This window comes from Brucella lupini (assembly GCF_002252535.1).
Classification (GTDB): Bacteria; Pseudomonadota; Alphaproteobacteria; order Rhizobiales; family Rhizobiaceae; genus Brucella; species Brucella anthropi.
On the sequence record NZ_NNRN01000054.1, the window covers coordinates 90922 to 106450 of the forward strand.

The window sequence follows — 15529 nt, forward strand, 5'->3', positions numbered from 1 at the left end:
AAACATACGTGAACACAGAGGAGTTTCCAACATGACCGATCTCGTCCACGACGTTCTGTCTTTCATTTCGGTAAGCCTGTTTATTGCAACTTTCGCCATCTGGGTGAGTGCGATCTGAAGGAAATAGAGCATGTCTCCCAAAAGTGGGAACCGGTTTTGGGATATAGACATGCGTGAAAACGATAGGGCATTTCCGATGACCCCGGAAAAATTGGAGATGCTCTGGCTGGTTCTTGTGAACCCGCTGCAAGGTGGCGATAGTCTTACTGGACATCGCCATATCATTCCCCGAAACTGATGCTATCAGGCGACAGAGTCGCCAGCCGCGATGGGCCATGCGTGTGGCCCATCTTGCAAGCAATGTGCTATCAGGCGGCTACTGCAGCGGCCCGAAGATCTGAATCGGTTTTCGGAAAGCGCGATGCGTGGATTTAGAGCGCCGGATGTATGTCCATCCGGGCGGCTCGGCAGATGATCGGGGTCGATGGAATGAGTGATGCAGCAGCAGGCAATGCAGCAAAAGACGGTGCTTTGACGCCACGTTTTGTGCACCTGCGGGTACACTCGGCCTATTCCTTGCTGGAAGGCGCATTGCCGCTCGGCAAGATCATCAAACAGGCGATTGCCGACGAGGCGCCGGCTATCGCAGTCACCGACACCAACAATCTGTTCGGTGCGCTTGAATTTGCGCAGAAGGCATCGAAAGACGGGCTGCAACCCATCATCGGTTGTCAGGTCGATATAGCCTTCGGCGATCACAATGATAATGGCCGCAGCGTCAATCGCCGTGTCGCGCTGGACCTCGCTCCAGTTGTGCTGCTGGCGGCAACGGAAGAGGGCTATGCGAATATCGTGCGGCTCGTCAGTCGCGCGTTTCTGGAAACACCGGCAGGTGATCCGGTGCATGTCGAAGCAAGCTGGCTGCCACCATTGTCGAAAGACGTCATTGTTCTTTCCGGCGGCGCATTGGGACCAATCGGTCGCGCTTTTGCCGCCGACCGTCCCGACAGGGCAGAGACACGGCTTGCTTTCCTGCGTGAAGCATTTGGCGATCGGCTTTATGTCGAATTGCAGCGTCAGGCAGGTTACGACCGTGCGCTGGAAGCAAAGACCGTCGCGCTTGCCTATGAGATGGATCTGCCTCTCGTAGCCACCAATGAGGCATTCTTTCTCAAGGCAGAAGACTTCGAGGCCCACGATGCGCTTCTTGCCATCGCGGAAGGCCAGATTCTCTCAAACGATGATCGCCGCCGCCTGACGCCGGACCATCACATGAAAAGCCGTGCGGAAATGGCTGCGCTTTTTGCCGATCTGCCGGAAGCACTCGACAACACCGTCGAAATTGCAGAGCGTTGCAGCTGGTACACGCAGACCCGTGCACCGATCCTGCCGCGGTTTACCGGCGAATCCGATGATGCGGAGGCCGCCGTTCAGGAGGAAGCCGACGAGCTGGCGCGGCAGGCCCGCGAAGGCCTGAAGATGCGCCTGGAGACCGTCGGTCTCGCAGAAGGCTATACGACGGAGCAATATGCCGAACGTCTCGAATACGAGATCGGCATCATCACCCGCATGAAGTTCCCGGGCTACTTCCTGATCGTTGCGGACTTTATCAAATGGGCGAAAGCCCATGGCATTCCGGTCGGGCCGGGCCGTGGCTCGGGTGCCGGTTCGCTCGTCGCCTATGCGCTGACGATTACCGACGTCGATCCTTTGCGGTTCTCGCTGCTTTTCGAACGCTTCCTCAACCCGGATCGCGTTTCGATGCCCGACTTCGATATCGACTTCTGTCAGGACCGCCGTGAAGAGGTGATCCGCTATGTGCAGGGAAAGTACGGGCGGGATCAGGTAGCCCAGATCATCACATTCGGAACCCTGCAGGCACGCGCTGTGCTGCGCGATGTCGGTCGCGTTCTGGAAATGCCTTACGGGCAGGTCGATCGTCTCTGCAAGCTGGTGCCGCAAAACCCGGCCAATCCAGTGTCACTGGCACAGGCCATCGACACAGAACCGAAGATCAATGAGGAGCGTGAGAAAGAGCCGGTGGTCGGACGGCTGCTGGATATGGCGCTCAAGCTTGAAGGGCTTTACCGCCACGCCTCGACCCATGCCGCCGGTATCGTGATCGGTGACCGTCCGCTGTCGGAACTGGTCCCCATGTATCGCGATCCGCGTTCCGACATGCCTGTCACCCAGTTTAACATGAAATGGGTCGAGCAGGCAGGACTGGTCAAGTTCGATTTTCTTGGTCTCAAGACGCTGACCGTTCTTGAAACGGCGGTCAAACTGGTGGCGCGCAAGGGCGTTGAGATTGATCTGTCCCATGTGCCGCTCGACGACGAACTGACCTATGAGATGTTGTCGCGCGGCGAAACCGTCGGCGTGTTCCAGGTGGAAAGTGCGGGTATGCGCAAGGCGCTGCTCGGCATGCGCCCGGACCGGATCGAAGATATCATCGCACTTGTGGCGCTTTATCGTCCCGGTCCGATGGAGAACATCCCGACTTATAATGCGCGCAAGAACGGTGAGGAGGAGATTGCCTCCATTCACCCGAAGATCGATCACCTGATCAAGGAAACGCAGGGCGTTATCGTCTATCAGGAACAGGTGATGCAGATCGCACAGGTGCTTTCCGGCTATTCGCTCGGGGAAGCTGACCTTTTGCGTCGCGCCATGGGCAAGAAGATCCGCGAGGAAATGGACAAGCAGCGCGTCCGCTTCGTGGATGGCGCGATTGAGGGCGGTGTCGACAAGGCGCAGGCCAACATGATCTTCGATCTGCTGGCCAAGTTCGCTGACTACGGCTTCAACAAGTCGCACGCCGCAGCCTATGCCATCGTGTCCTACCAGACGGCCTATATGAAGGCCCACTATCCAGTCGAGTTCATCGCGGCGTCGATGACCTACGATATGTCGAACACCGACAAGCTCAACGATTTCCGCCGCGAGGCGAACCGTTTGGGCATTGAGGTCGTGCCGCCTTCGGTGATGACGTCCTTCCGTCCGTTTGAGGTTGGCGAAAAGCAGATTTTTTATTCGCTTGCCGCCATCAAGGGCGTCGGCGAGGCGGCAGTCGATCATATTGTCGATGTGCGCGCAGAGAAACCTTTTGAAAGCCTTGAGGATTTCTGCGAGCGGGTCGATCCGCGCATCGTCAACCGGCGCGTGCTGGAAAGTCTCATCAATGCCGGTGCGATGGATTGTTTCGGTCGTGAGCGCCCGGCCATGAGTGCGGGCATGGACCGCATCATGGGCTTTGCCCAGCGCACGCAGGAAAATGCCGCAAGCGGTCAGTCTGATATTTTTGGTTTGTCAGGCGCTCCGAAGGAAACGCTTATCCTGCCGCAGGCGGCTCCCTGGCTGCCATCGGAAATGCTGCATCGGGAGTTCCAGGCGGTCGGCTTCTATCTGTCGGCCCATCCGCTTGATGAATATCGCGATGTGCTGAACCGCATGCGTGTTCAAAGCTGGGCAGATTTTTCCGCAGCCGTGAAACGTGGCGCCAATGCCGGTCGTCTGGCGGGCACCGTGACTGCTCGGCAGGAACGCAAGACCCGCACCGGCAACAAGATGGGTATCGTGCAATTGTCCGATGCCAGCGGCCAGTTCGAAGCGGTGCTGTTTTCCGAAGGGCTGGCGCAATATCGCGACCTTCTGGAGAGCGGCAAGTCGGTGGTGATCACGGTTCAGGCGGAAAACCGTCCTGAAGGTATAGGCTTGCGTATCCAGACGGTCCAGTCGCTTGAAGATGAGGCCTGCCGTATGCAGAAGGCGTTGCGGCTTTACCTGCGCTCGGCCGATGCGGTTCGTCATATCGCACCGCATTTCAACACGCGCGGCGACGGGCAGGTGAGCCTCATCGTCATCAAGGATAACGGTCAGCGTGAGGTCGAGATCGAGCTGCCGCATCGCTATCGCGTCAGTCCGCAGATCGCCAGCGCCATGAAAGCCATTCAGGGCGTCGTGGATGTGGAACTGGTGTGAGTGAGAGCGCATCCCGAAAAGTGTGAAACGGTTTTTCGGAAAAGATGAGCGCTCCAATTAAGGCAAAGCAACGGTAGAACCGTTCTGCGGTCTTTTTGCGCGAAAAACCGGTGGTGTTGTGCGTATTTCACCACCGATTTTGCGGCGAACGCCTGTCGAAAACATGGCGTTTTTGTGATTGGCATCAGTAGGCGGCTGTGAAACGCTTGCGAATGTGCTGGCTCTTTTCAGCCTCATCCAGAATGGCGACGGCCAGATCAGCAACTGAAATCTTGCTTTCACCCTTGTCGTCGAAAACCGGTTCGTCGCCGCCGAGACGATACTTTCCGGTGCGTTCGCCCGGCTGAAGAATGATCGCCGGTGACACGAATGACCATTCCAGTTCTTTCTCACCGCGCAGGTCGTCGAGCGCCTGACGGGCGCCGAGCGCGCCTTCCTTCCATTCGGCAGGGAATTCCGGCGAGTCGACCAACTGGTTACCATTGATCGAAAGGCTACCTGCGCCGCCGACTGCTATAAGACGCTTGATGCCTGCTTTTTTGGTGGCTTCCGTGATGGAACGGCTGCCGTTGATGTGCTTTTCGCGGATGTCCTTGTCGCTCCAGCCCGGATTGTAGGCGGAAATCACGATGTCATGCCCTGCAAGCTGCTTTGCAAGCGCGTCGGTATCGAACACGTCGGCCTTTACCGCCGTCACATCGGGCAGTTTTTCGACTTTCTCCGGATGACGAACGAGTGCGGTAACCTCGTCGTCGCGTGCCGCAGCTTCCTTGAGGATTGCAGCGCCTACGAAACCCGTTGCGCCGATCAGTGCGATCTTGGTCATGGCATTCTCCTTTTTTCGACCTTCTCGTATCAAACGAATTAAGGTATGTTTCATAATCAGGTTATTTCTGATAACTACATATGTGATGCCATCATGCTTGTGAAGAACGCACTTTTACATGAGCAGGATACACCGAAGTAACCGCTTCAAAGGCAAGTGTTCAGAGATGCTCCGGTCGAAACAGAACGATGAAGCTGCTATAACTAATTGTTTTTACGCATGTTATGACGCGTGGCTGATGCGTATTTCAGTGAAAACTCTCTAACTTAACCGATGGAGAAAACGCCGGTCTGCCAACCGGTTTTTGTGGAGAAAAAGATGACAATACCGACACGCCCAGACGGGAAAACACCTTTGCTTTCGTCGACACCTGCCTTCGAGAACGATGGTGACGGTTCTTGCCCGATCCGTGAAGTGCTGGATCGGGTTGGCGACACGTGGAGCATTCTCGTCATTTTCAATCTTCAGGAAGGCTCGATGCGTTTCAATGCGTTGCGACGGACCATTGAGGGTATTTCACAGCGCATGCTGACCGTTACGCTACGATCGCTGGAGCGGGATGGCCTCGTGTCTCGACGTGTGCGCCCGACTTCTCCGCCCGAAGTGGAGTATTCGCTGACTGAACTTGGACACTCTCTTGCTGTGCCTATCGACGTGCTGGGGCAATGGGCCGTCAGGAACCGCGATTTTCTTCGCGACGCCCGCTCACGTTTTGATGGAAGCATTGAATAAAAAGGAACCGGCCTCAGTCCGTTTGCGTTTGTCTTTCAAACAGGAGAAGTCTGATGCCCGCGAAATCCCAGGCCCAACAGAAAGCCGCTGGCGCTGCGCTTGCTGCCAAACGCGGTGAAATCAAGAAAAGCGAACTCTTCGGTGCGTCGAAGGAAATGTATGAATCGATGACCGAGAAGGAACTAGAGGAATTTGCCGAGACAAAGCGCAAAGGCTTGCCGGAACACGTAGATGACAAGAAATAACACTGAATAGAATTGGCGAGCGCCGCCGGGCACTCGCCGCATTGACCAGATGGTTACTTGCCAGATTTGTTCGGAGCCAGCTCGATTGCTTTCAGCTTGCCATCGGTAATGCCGCAGCGCAGCGTGACGCTATCCCATTTTGTTGATGCGCCTTTGGTTCGTGCTTCACCGGGAACCGAGATGACAGCCGAAACCTTGCGTGGATCGCTGGTGCTGAATTTCGCAGACTTATCATTGGTTTCTGCCGAAGAGATGTCATCTTTGGTGAAGCCGAGACGATCATATTTTTTACTTTTCTTGACGTAATCATAAGCGCTGGCAACGCAATCCGCGACCTGTGGAGCCGCTTGCTGATCCTTCACGAGTGTCTGATAGTTGCCCGTAAAATCCTTCGATCTTTTCGGGACGGAATCTGCATTCGCGGCGGTGGTGAAGCCCAGTGCTAAAATTGCAGAAATTATAAACTTGGTCGATTTCATGCCCATGTCCTTCTGGAAACCCGTCGCTCGGTGGCGGGCGGCGGAATTGAATCGATAATGAAATAGAGATTACAGACGCGAATCTGATTTTTTTTATGAATTTCCAACGGTTACGACGATATCTTATTGGCAGATGCGCGCAAGACAGGATTTGCCGTGGCAGCCTTGGTCGAGATGCATGTTGGTGCGATGTGCGGCATCACCGTCCGGGCCGATTACCGTCATGAAAAGCTTGCAGCTCGCGCTATGCACGGCGCGCCAGAAAGCCTTCTCCTTGTCGGTGCCGTTCCAGCCGCTTTCCAGTTCCGTCTTGCTGCCATCCGAAAACTTGAACGACATGATGTCGAGCGCGTTGGCAAAGGCGTGTTCGGAAACGCGTCCTGTGGACGCGCCGTTGACCTTCCGGCACTGGTAGTCCGAGCCGGTGCCGATTTCAGCGATTTTCGAATCCGGTCCATAAACATCTTTGGCTGCCTTGGTCACCTCGCTGCTCCACTGCGCCAGCGTGACTGCCATTGCGCAATTTGTGGTGACGGCATTGGCAAATTTCAAAGGGGCGTCCTTGCCAATGGCGGTCAGTGACAACGGAGAGTGAGCGCCGCATTGTTCGCCATCCTTGATCGGAGGCAGCAGCTTGCCCTCTACATCGCCGGATATCAGCGCCGGGCAGGATACCTGATAGACGCGCTCGTCCTTTTCCGGCTTTGGCTGTTGATCGGGGGCGGGTTTCGTTTCTTGCAGTTTTTCGTCCATCGGCTTCGGATCATCAGCCGGTTTTGGCGGGTCTGCCTGGGTCGGGGTTGTAGGAGCAGGCTTGGCCAGCGGTTGATTTTGGGGTTCTGCCTCCGGCTTTTCCGTTGGAATGGGTGGAGTTTCCGGTTCTGCCCCCTTGGTTGCTGTATTTTCCGGGCGAGGGGCAGGCGTCGGAACGGGTATCATGGGAGCAGGTTTGGTTTCGGCTTTTGCCGGAGCGCTTTCAGATTGCGTTGCCGTTTGCTGTTTCGAAGCCGGTTTCTTTTGGCTGCGCTTTACCGCCGGGCGTTTGCGATGCTGTTTTGCCTTTTGGGCGTCCTGTTTCAGGATGCGTTCGATGAAAGTTTGCGCCTGTGCTTGATCGGAATCGATGCCTAAAAAACACGGCATCGCAACAAGGCCCAAGGCAATCAGAGCGGTGAATGCACCCTTGCCGGGCAGGAAAAAAGACAAAGCCATTGATGCCTCATGAATTGCGGATCCGTCATGACTAATGATGAAACAGGCGATGGCGTTCCTTCACGCTTGATGGCAGGTCGTAGCAAATGGTAGGAAACACCCTCAGCGGTCCGGTTTTTCAGGCTTTTTCGACTGCTTGAGCTTGACAAGATAACAGCTGCATGACTAAAAGCCGCCCATCGCTGGCGCGTTCTCGCACCGGCGTTTCATTTGACGTGTCCCGTGGATGAAGATTGCGCTCGCGCGCTTCATCCTGTCAGTCCTCTCAAACGGAGGGCAGAGGAGGGCGCGTTTCCTCCAGCGCCTCCGGGCGCTATAACCTTTTGAAGGAAATGCGATGAGCAAGCGCGAATCCGCTAAGTACAAAATTGATCGCCGTCTTGGCGAAAACATCTGGGGCCGTCCGAAGTCCCCTGTAAACCGCCGTGAATATGGCCCGGGCCAGCACGGCCAGCGCCGCAAGGGCAAGCTGTCGGACTTCGGTGTACAGCTCCGCGCAAAGCAGAAGCTCAAGGGCTTCTACGGCGATATCTCCGAAAAGCAGTTCCGCAAGACCTACGAAGAAGCCGCTCGCCGCAAGGGCGACACCGGTGAAAACCTGATCGGTCTGCTGGAATCGCGTCTTGACGCAGTTGTGTATCGCGCCAAGTTCGTTCCGACGATCTTTGCTGCCCGCCAGTTCATCAATCACGGCCACGTGAATGTGAATGGTCGCCGCGTCAACGTTCAGTCCTACCGCCTGAAGACCGGTGACGTTGTTGAAGTTCGCGAAAAGTCGAAGCAGCTGGTTATCGTTCTCGAAGCTGTTCAGCTCGCAGAACGTGATGTTCCGGATTACATCGAAGTAGACCACAACAAGCTGGTTGCGACGTACTCCCGCGTTCCGACCCTGACGGATGTGCCTTACGCTGTCCAGATGGAACCGAACCTGGTCGTCGAATTCTATTCGCGTTAATTCCAGGCGCGCTCTGGCGCGCTGGATATATGCCGAATTCGAAAAGCCGCGCTGTACTGCAGCGCGGCTTTTTCTTTGCTTTTATCCCGGCACTTTGGCGATGGGGCCGGGAGGGCCGAGCGTATCGTCAATCTGCCGGTCGGAATGATATGTGGCGCAGGCCGACAACAATGCTCCAATGAATAACAGTAAGGACAGTTTTCGGAGCGCGATGATGTGCGGCTTTCGCCGAAGAACACTTATAGAACCAACATACTGAGCCATAGATATCTCATCCGTGAATGCCTGCATGAGTTCTAGAGCAAAAGGCAGCTGCAAACACTCATACATTTTTGCTGGCAAACGGTGGTCGATGTGTGCTGATGCACGCAATCATAAAGAAATCTTGTTTGACGGTTTTCCCGACAGCCAGTTTTCGCTATTAAGCCTTCAACATCTTCAATCGTTTTTCCGGGAAGCACCATGAACGCTTTCGATCCAGATATTGCAGAAGACGCGGGCAGCGACGGCTGTCATCCGCTATTCCGCGATGTGCCGACCACGGTCGAGTTCAACAAGCTGCGCAAACGTCTTTTGCGTCTGACGCGGCAGGCTATCGAGGATTTCTCGATGGTGAAGCCCGACGAGCGCTGGATGGTCTGCCTTTCGGGTGGCAAGGATTCCTATGGCCTGCTTGCGCTGCTGCTCGATCTCAAATGGCGCGGCCTGCTGCCGGTTGAGCTGCTGGCGGTCAATCTGGATCAGGGGCAGCCGAACTTTCCCAAGCACATTCTGCCGGATTTCCTCAATCGTTATGAAATCGAACACCGTATCGAATATCAGGATACCTATTCGATTGTGACCGATAAGCTGCCTGAAACCAGCACCTATTGCTCGCTCTGCTCGCGTTTGCGCCGGGGGAATCTCTATCGCATTGCGCGTGAAGAGGGCTGTTCGGCGATCGTTCTTGGCCATCACCGGGAAGATATTCTCGAAACCTTCTTCATGAACCTGTTTCACGGCGGGCGTCTGGCTGCGATGCCGCCGAAGCTGTTGAACGACGAAGGAGACCTGATGGTGTTCCGTCCGCTGGCTTATGCGGCGGAGGACGATCTGGAGAAATTTGCGACGGCCATGCAGTTTCCGATCATTCCATGCGACCTGTGCGGCAGTCAGGAAGGGCTGCAGCGCAATGCGATGAAAGCCATGCTGACCGACATCGAAAAGCGTATGCCGGGGCGCAAGGACACGATGATCCGCGCCATGACGAATGTGCGTCCGAGCCATTTGCTGGATCGCAAACTGTTCGATTTTGCAGGACTGATGCTGAATGGCGAGGGAGAGGGTGACCATGCGGTTTGACGAAGGACAGATGGACTGGCTGGCCGATTTGCTGGCAGATGCGGCCCGTCAGGAAATCATGCCCCGGTTTCGCAGGCTGGACGTCGGTGATATCCGGCAGAAGACGTCACCCGCCGATCTGGTGACGGAAGCGGATGTGAATGCTGAACGGTTCATCACTGCCAAGCTCAAGGAACGCTTTGCCGATGCGGTGATCGTCGGTGAGGAAGCCTGCTCGGACAATCCGGCTTTGCTGACCGGCCTCGATGATGCGGAGCTTGCCTTCACAATCGATCCGGTCGATGGCACTTTCAACTTTGCATCTGGTGTTCCGCTCTTTGGTGTCATGCTTGCGGTGGTGTCAAAAGGCGAAACCGTTGCCGGTATCATTCATGACCCCGTCGGTAATGACTGGATCATGGCTTCAAAGGGAGGCGGAAGCTACATCCGCCACGCCAATGGAGATGTGAGCAAGGTCGGCGTTGCCGAACCGACTTCTATCAACCAGATGACCGGTTCGATTTCCTGGCAGTACACGGCTGAGCCGACACGGTCGCGTCTGGCGCGTAATCATACGAAATTTCTGTCCCAGATCGGCTATCGCTGTGCAGCGCACGAATATCGCATCCTCGCCACCGGCGGCGCGCATTTCGTGGTCTACAACAAGCTGATGCCGTGGGATCATCTGCCCGGTGCGCTGATCCATCAGGAAGCCGGTGGCTATCTCGCGCGCTGGGATGGAAGCGATTATCTGCCGTCACATACCGGCGGCGGCATTCTGGCCGCGCCGAGCAAGGATAGCTGGCAGTCCATTCAGGCGGCGCTCTGGGAAGAATAAAACCGTCAGAGTATTATCCAATACGAAAGGCCCGCTACATCGGCGGGCCTTCATTGTTTTGGCATCGCGAAATCGATCAGATCACGTGTTCTGCGGGCGGGTTTTGCACCCTGAACAACCGTCCGCGTTCGGCTATCAAAACGCAGCCGAGCGCGACGAATCCGAGCACGCAATAGCCGGTTGCAACCGGCGTTGTGGTGCCGTCAAAGGCCTGACCGATAATCGCGCCCAATGCTGCACCGATCACCGTTTGAGCAAAACCCAGAACGGACGAGGCTGTTCCGGCTACTTCGCCGAGAGGCTCCATCGCCAGTGCGTTGAAATTGGCGGTCACGAGGCTGAACGAGAACATGATGGTCATGTAGATCGCCATCAGGATCGGGAAGGGAACAGGGCCTTCCATCGTGACCGAAAGTACCATCCACAAAAGGCTGAAGCTGGTGAAGACCAGCAACATGGTCTGGGAAATTCGCCGCATACCGTAACGACCGACCAGGCGCGAGTTCATGAACGAGGCGAGCGCCAGCGTCATGGCGACGGCAGCGAAAGCCAGTGGGAACAAGGCGCCGAGCTTGTAGATGTCGACGAAAATCTGCTGAGCCGAGTTGATATATCCGAACAGCGCGCCGAGAATGAACGAGGTGCCGAGCATATAAAACAGGGCAACGCGGTTCGAAAGAACGATGCCGAAACCGCCAATCACGCTCTTGACCGTCAGCGGGCGCCGGTTGGTAGCAGGCAGGGTTTCGGGCAGGCGAAGAAACGCCCAGATACCGATGACAAATGCCATGAAGGCCATCGACAGAAAGATCAGGTGCCATTCGCCGAAAAGCATGATGAGCTGGCCGGTTGCGGGCGCAACGACGGGCAGGATCATGAAAACCATCATGACGAGTGACATGACCTCGGCCATCTGACGCCCGGCGAACTTGTCGCGAACGACGGATACGGCGATCACGCGCGTGGCAGCAGCGCCAAGCCCCTGCAATACACGCAGGATGATAAGCGTCGTGAAATCGGTGACGATGGCCGCTCCCAGAGCTGCCAGAATGTAAATGACGAGCCCGGCGAACAGCGGCAGCCTGCGGCCGAAGCGGTCGCTCAAGGGGCCATAGAAGAGCTGCGAAACGCCAAACCCGAGCAGATAGGCAGTGATGACGAACTGGACGTGGTTTTCCGACTGAACGCCGAGGCTTGCACCGATCTGCGGCAGGCCGGGCAGCATGATGTCGACCGCCAGCGCATTGATGGCCATGATCGCCGCGATGAGCGCGATGAATTCGCCGCGTCCACGCATGGAAGTCTTCTGGTCCGACGAACCGTTCTTGATGTCGAGCGGCATGACTGGCATTCCTTGGCAAAGTGGCGCATCGCGTCGCGAGACACGATACGAAAGACAAAATTTAGAAAGCAGAAGCAGACAGATGAAAATCTGTCGTTGCAGCATCTAGAGCATTTCCAGCAAAAGTGCGAAGCGGTTTTGCGTAGGATAATGCGACGGAAAAATACTTAGAGCGGTTCCAGTGACTCCGTTTTAACTGGAACCGCTCTAGCAAATGCAAAAGGCGCCGTAGAACGGCGCCTTTGGAAAAAGGTGAGGCTGAAGCCGTATAACCGGCAATTAATCCTCAAGCTGCCTTTGTGGCAATACCCTTATCGGTAAAAAGTGCCTGCAACTCGCTCGATTGGAACATTTCGCGTATGATATCGCAGCCGCCGACGAATTCGCCCTTTACATAAAGCTGAGGAATGGTTGGCCAGCTCGAATATTCCTTGATGCCCTGGCGCAGTTCGTCCGAGGACAGAACGTTGACGCCCTTATATTCCACACCGAGATAGTCGAGGATCTGAACGACCTGACCGGAGAAACCGCACTGCGGGAAACCCGGCGTGCCCTTCATGAAAAGCACGACGTCGTTGGTCTTCACTTCATTCGCGATGAAATCGTTGATGCCGGTCATTTGCGGTCCTTTCCAAGCATAATCCTGTCCGAAAAGTCGCCTGACCTTTCGGACAGGATTATGCGCTAAACAAATACGTCGAGGCAAATTTCGACGCAAACAGGGAGGTCTTCCCCAATATAGTCATTTGAATGCTGGTAACCACCCCGTTGGGGCGAATGCAAGTCAAATGCTCAAGAAATCCGTATCAAGGGGAGCTGCATCTTGCCGCAGCAGGATTTGCTCCTCGAAATGGGGCTCCCCCAGAACGGCCTTCCGTTATTCCGGTACGCTGGTCTGCAGGGCGAGTGCATGCAGCACACCGCCCATATTACCCTTCAGCGCATCATAGACCATCTGGTGCTGCTGCACGCGGGACTTGCCACGGAAACTTTCAGCGACAACCTCGGCGGCATAATGGTCTCCGTCTCCGGCAAGGTCGCGGATCGTCACCTTTGCGTCGGGAATCCCCTCGCGTATCAGTTTTTCGATCTCATGTGCGTCCATAGCCATGCAAAATCTCCCGCCGTTTCCGGCTTATTCTTCTCATTTTATCGAATCGTAACGCACCATCGTGGAACGTCAACTAACATCTGTCTAACGCTTAAATAGCCGACAAGCAAACCGCCCGGACAGGCTTTCCATCCGGGCGGTAAAAGATATCAACGATGTGAAACCAGGTCAGTTATCGCTGACCGGTTCGCCACTCATGAAGCCCGGGAACCAGCCTTCAAAGGCGTCAGTCAGATCGGCAACGCTGACATCGACGACGTTGCCGATCTTCAGGCTGTCGCCGCCAACCGTGCCGAGCACGCGGAACGGAACGCCTGCGCCTTCAGCATTGAGGGCAATGAGCTTTGCCATTTCCGCCGTAGCCGCGACGACATAGCGCGCCTGATCTTCACCGAAAAGAACTGCGTGCGGCAGACCGTCACCGGCATCGAGCTCTGCACCCTTACCGGACTTGATCGCCATTTCCGCGACGGCAATCGCCAGACCGCCATCGGAGAGGTCATGGCAGGCCGTAACCTGGCCGTTGCGGATGGCCGAGCGGACGAACTCGCCGTTACGCTTTTCAAGTGCCAGATCGACTGTCGGGGCGGGGCCATCGGCACGGTCGAACAGATCGCGCAGGTAAACCGATTGGCCAAGATGTGTGCCATCGCCACCAAGCAGAACCAGCGTGTCACCATCCTGCATGCCACCGATCTTGGCGGTTTGTGTCCAGTCCGGGATGAGGCCAACGCCGGCAATGGTCGGCGTTGGCAGAATGGCCTGACCGTTGGTTTCGTTATAGAGCGAGACATTGCCCGAAACGATCGGGAAATCGAGCGCACGGCAGGCTTCACCGATGCCTTCGATGGCCTTGACGAGCTGGCCCATGATTTCCGGCTTTTCAGGATTGCCGAAGTTCAGGTTGTCGGTCGATGCCAGCGGCTCAGCGCCAGTCGCTGTGATGTTGCGCCAGCATTCGGCCACGGCCTGCTTGCCACCCTCGAATGGATCGGCTTCGCAATAGCGCGGGGTCACGTCGGATGAGAAGGCGAGAGCCTTGGTGTCATGGCCCTCAACGCGGATCACACCGGCATCGCCGCCCGGAACCTGCAACGAGTTGCCCTGAATGAGTGTATCGTACTGTTCATAGACCCAGCGACGGGATGAAAGATCAGGCGAGCCAATCAGCTTGAGAAGGGCAGTGGAGTAATCTTCCACTTGCGGCACATTGCTCGCGGGAAGCGGCGCGTGCTTGCCTGGCTCCATCCACGGACGATCATATTCCGGCGCTTCGTCGCCCAGATCCTTGATCGGCAGGTTGGCGACTTCTTCGCCCTGATGAATGACGCGGAAACGAAGATCGTCAGTCGTCTTGCCAACGATGGCGAAGTCGAGACCCCATTTGCGGAAGATCGCCTGCGCTTCCGCTTCCTTTTCCGGCTTCAGAACCATGAGCATGCGCTCCTGGCTTTCCGACAGCATCATTTCATAGGCGGTCATGTTCTCTTCGCGCACCGGAACATGATCGAGAATGAGTTCGATACCGAGGTCACCCTTGGCGCCCATTTCGACAGCCGAACAGGTGAGGCCAGCCGCACCCATATCCTGAATGGCGATAACCGCGCCGGAGGCCATCAGCTCAAGGCAGGCTTCGAGCAGGCACTTTTCGGTAAATGGATCGCCGACCTGAACGGTCGGACGCTTTTCTTCAATCGACTCGTCGAATTCAGCCGATGCCATGGTCGCGCCGCCGACACCGTCGCGGCCCGTCTTGGCACCCAGATAGACAACCGGCAGGCCGACGCCCTTGGCTTCCGACAGGAAGATGCCATCATGCCTGGCAAGACCGGCAGCAAAGGCATTGACGAGGATATTGCCGTTATAGCGCTTGTCGAAGTTCACTTCGCCACCAACGGTCGGCACGCCGAAGGCATTGCCATAGCCGCCGACGCCCGACACGACGCCGGATACCAGATGGCGGGTCTTCGGATGATCCGGTTCGCCAAAGCGGAGCGCATTCATTGCCGCAACGGGACGCGCGCCCATGGTGAACACGTCGCGCAAAATGCCGCCAACGCCGGTCGCTGCACCCTGATAGGGCTCGATGTAGGACGGATGGTTGTGGCTTTCCATCTTGAAGACGACGCAATCGCCATCGCCGATGTCCACCACGCCTGCGTTTTCGCCAGGGCCCTGAATAACGCGCGGTCCGGTTGTCGGAAGCGTGCGAAGCCATTTCTTGGAGGACTTGTAGGAGCAATGCTCGTTCCACATCGCCGAGAAAATCCCGAGCTCTGTGAAGGTGGGCTCGCGTCCGATCAGATCAAGAATGCGCTGATACTCGTCCGGCTTAAGACCATGCGCTTCGATCAATTCCGGCGTGATGTCTCGCATATTGGAAATAGTCATGGAAATGGGGAACCCCGTCGCAGGCTGCGGCGTCCGACGCCCTGTGCCTAAGGGACGGTCGCCTAAGGTTTCAAGGCGCCTCTTTAACCTATGTTTT

At 56.3% G+C, this 15529-nt stretch carries 14 protein-coding genes; 7 read left to right on the forward strand and 7 right to left on the reverse strand.

Features of this window, described 5'->3' with window-relative positions:
* Positions 1–169: 169 nt before the first annotated feature.
* Positions 170–298 (forward strand): hypothetical protein, encoded by a 129-nt coding sequence (locus CES86_RS28130; protein ID WP_255411949.1) that lies wholly within the window; start codon positions 170–172, stop codon positions 296–298.
* A gap of 191 nt (positions 299–489) precedes the next feature.
* Positions 490–3981: a DNA polymerase III subunit alpha gene (gene dnaE, locus CES86_RS19325; protein WP_094515127.1), complete on the forward strand. Its 3492-nt coding sequence runs from the start codon at positions 490–492 to the stop codon at positions 3979–3981.
* A 184-nt stretch (positions 3982–4165) separates the two neighbouring features.
* Here dnaE and CES86_RS19330 read toward each other — a convergent pair whose 3' ends face one another.
* Positions 4166–4807: an NAD(P)-dependent oxidoreductase gene (locus tag CES86_RS19330; RefSeq protein ID WP_029925016.1), complete on the reverse strand. Its 642-nt coding sequence runs from the start codon at positions 4805–4807 to the stop codon at positions 4166–4168.
* A 318-nt stretch (positions 4808–5125) separates the two neighbouring features.
* Between CES86_RS19330 and CES86_RS19335 the strand changes: the two genes are divergently transcribed.
* Together CES86_RS19335 and CES86_RS19340 are read left to right on the forward strand one after the other, a co-directional pair.
* Complete coding sequence (locus tag CES86_RS19335) at positions 5126–5539, forward strand: winged helix-turn-helix transcriptional regulator (protein WP_029376244.1); 414 nt, start codon at positions 5126–5128, stop codon at positions 5537–5539.
* 53 nt (positions 5540–5592) lie between these two features.
* A complete protein-coding gene (locus tag CES86_RS19340; protein WP_094515107.1) occupies positions 5593–5784 on the forward strand; it encodes a DUF3008 family protein in 192 nt (63 codons plus the stop codon).
* 53 nt (positions 5785–5837) lie between these two features.
* Here the strand turns inward: CES86_RS19340 and bspC are convergent, their stop codons facing one another.
* Together bspC and CES86_RS19350 are read right to left on the reverse strand one after the other, a co-directional pair.
* On the reverse strand, positions 5838–6263 hold the full coding sequence (bspC, locus tag CES86_RS19345; protein ID WP_010661194.1) for a type IV secretion system effector BspC: 426 nt from the start codon (positions 6261–6263) through the stop codon (positions 5838–5840).
* Between the two features lie 123 nt (positions 6264–6386).
* Complete coding sequence (locus tag CES86_RS19350) at positions 6387–7406, reverse strand: extensin-like domain-containing protein (protein ID WP_235819949.1); 1020 nt, start codon at positions 7404–7406, stop codon at positions 6387–6389.
* Positions 7407–7812: 406 nt separating this feature from the next.
* Here CES86_RS19350 and rpsD point away from each other — a divergent pair, with 406 nt between their 5' ends.
* From rpsD to CES86_RS19370, 3 genes are all read left to right on the forward strand, one after another.
* A complete protein-coding gene (gene rpsD / locus CES86_RS19355; protein WP_010661196.1) occupies positions 7813–8430 on the forward strand; it encodes a 30S ribosomal protein S4 in 618 nt (205 codons plus the stop codon).
* A 462-nt stretch (positions 8431–8892) separates the two neighbouring features.
* Positions 8893–9771, forward strand: a complete 879-nt coding sequence (gene ttcA, locus CES86_RS19365) for a tRNA 2-thiocytidine(32) synthetase TtcA (protein WP_010661198.1) — start codon at positions 8893–8895, stop codon at positions 9769–9771.
* On the forward strand, positions 9761–10588 hold the full coding sequence (locus tag CES86_RS19370; protein WP_094515109.1) for an inositol monophosphatase family protein: 828 nt from the start codon (positions 9761–9763) through the stop codon (positions 10586–10588). The genes ttcA and CES86_RS19370 overlap by 11 nt, the downstream gene beginning before the upstream one ends.
* 76 nt (positions 10589–10664) lie before the next feature.
* On the opposite strand, the gene CES86_RS19375 is transcribed toward CES86_RS19370, so the two are convergent.
* From CES86_RS19375 to purL, 4 genes are all read right to left on the reverse strand, one after another.
* Positions 10665–11930 carry a multidrug effflux MFS transporter gene (locus CES86_RS19375; protein ID WP_010661200.1) on the reverse strand — a complete coding sequence of 422 codons (1266 nt, stop codon included), beginning with the start codon at positions 11928–11930 and terminating at the stop codon, positions 10665–10667.
* 286 nt (positions 11931–12216) lie between these two features.
* Complete coding sequence (gene grxD, locus CES86_RS19380) at positions 12217–12549, reverse strand: Grx4 family monothiol glutaredoxin (protein ID WP_010661201.1); 333 nt, start codon at positions 12547–12549, stop codon at positions 12217–12219.
* Positions 12550–12807: 258 nt separating this feature from the next.
* On the reverse strand, positions 12808–13041 hold the full coding sequence (locus CES86_RS19385; protein WP_006466620.1) for a BolA/IbaG family iron-sulfur metabolism protein: 234 nt from the start codon (positions 13039–13041) through the stop codon (positions 12808–12810).
* A gap of 168 nt (positions 13042–13209) precedes the next feature.
* On the reverse strand, positions 13210–15432 hold the full coding sequence (gene purL / locus CES86_RS19390) for a phosphoribosylformylglycinamidine synthase subunit PurL (RefSeq protein WP_094515110.1): 2223 nt from the start codon (positions 15430–15432) through the stop codon (positions 13210–13212).
* Positions 15433–15529 lie beyond the last annotated feature (97 nt).

Coding starts and splice junctions, on each gene's coding strand:
- CES86_RS28130 (WP_255411949.1), top strand. CDS start 170: ATGCGTGAAAACGATAGGGCATTTCCGATGACCCCGGAAAAATTGGAG.
- dnaE (WP_094515127.1), top strand. CDS start 490: ATGAGTGATGCAGCAGCAGGCAATGCAGCAAAAGACGGTGCTTTGACG.
- CES86_RS19330 (WP_029925016.1), bottom strand. CDS start 4,807: ATGACCAAGATCGCACTGATCGGCGCAACGGGTTTCGTAGGCGCTGCA.
- CES86_RS19335 (WP_029376244.1), top strand. CDS start 5,126: ATGACAATACCGACACGCCCAGACGGGAAAACACCTTTGCTTTCGTCG.
- CES86_RS19340 (WP_094515107.1), top strand. CDS start 5,593: ATGCCCGCGAAATCCCAGGCCCAACAGAAAGCCGCTGGCGCTGCGCTT.
- bspC (WP_010661194.1), bottom strand. CDS start 6,263: ATGAAATCGACCAAGTTTATAATTTCTGCAATTTTAGCACTGGGCTTC.
- CES86_RS19350 (WP_235819949.1), bottom strand. CDS start 7,406: ATGCCGTGTTTTTTAGGCATCGATTCCGATCAAGCACAGGCGCAAACT.
- rpsD (WP_010661196.1), top strand. CDS start 7,813: ATGAGCAAGCGCGAATCCGCTAAGTACAAAATTGATCGCCGTCTTGGC.
- ttcA (WP_010661198.1), top strand. CDS start 8,893: ATGAACGCTTTCGATCCAGATATTGCAGAAGACGCGGGCAGCGACGGC.
- CES86_RS19370 (WP_094515109.1), top strand. CDS start 9,761: ATGCGGTTTGACGAAGGACAGATGGACTGGCTGGCCGATTTGCTGGCA.
- CES86_RS19375 (WP_010661200.1), bottom strand. CDS start 11,930: ATGCCGCTCGACATCAAGAACGGTTCGTCGGACCAGAAGACTTCCATG.
- grxD (WP_010661201.1), bottom strand. CDS start 12,549: ATGACCGGCATCAACGATTTCATCGCGAATGAAGTGAAGACCAACGAC.
- CES86_RS19385 (WP_006466620.1), bottom strand. CDS start 13,041: ATGGCTATGGACGCACATGAGATCGAAAAACTGATACGCGAGGGGATT.
- purL (WP_094515110.1), bottom strand. CDS start 15,432: ATGACTATTTCCAATATGCGAGACATCACGCCGGAATTGATCGAAGCG.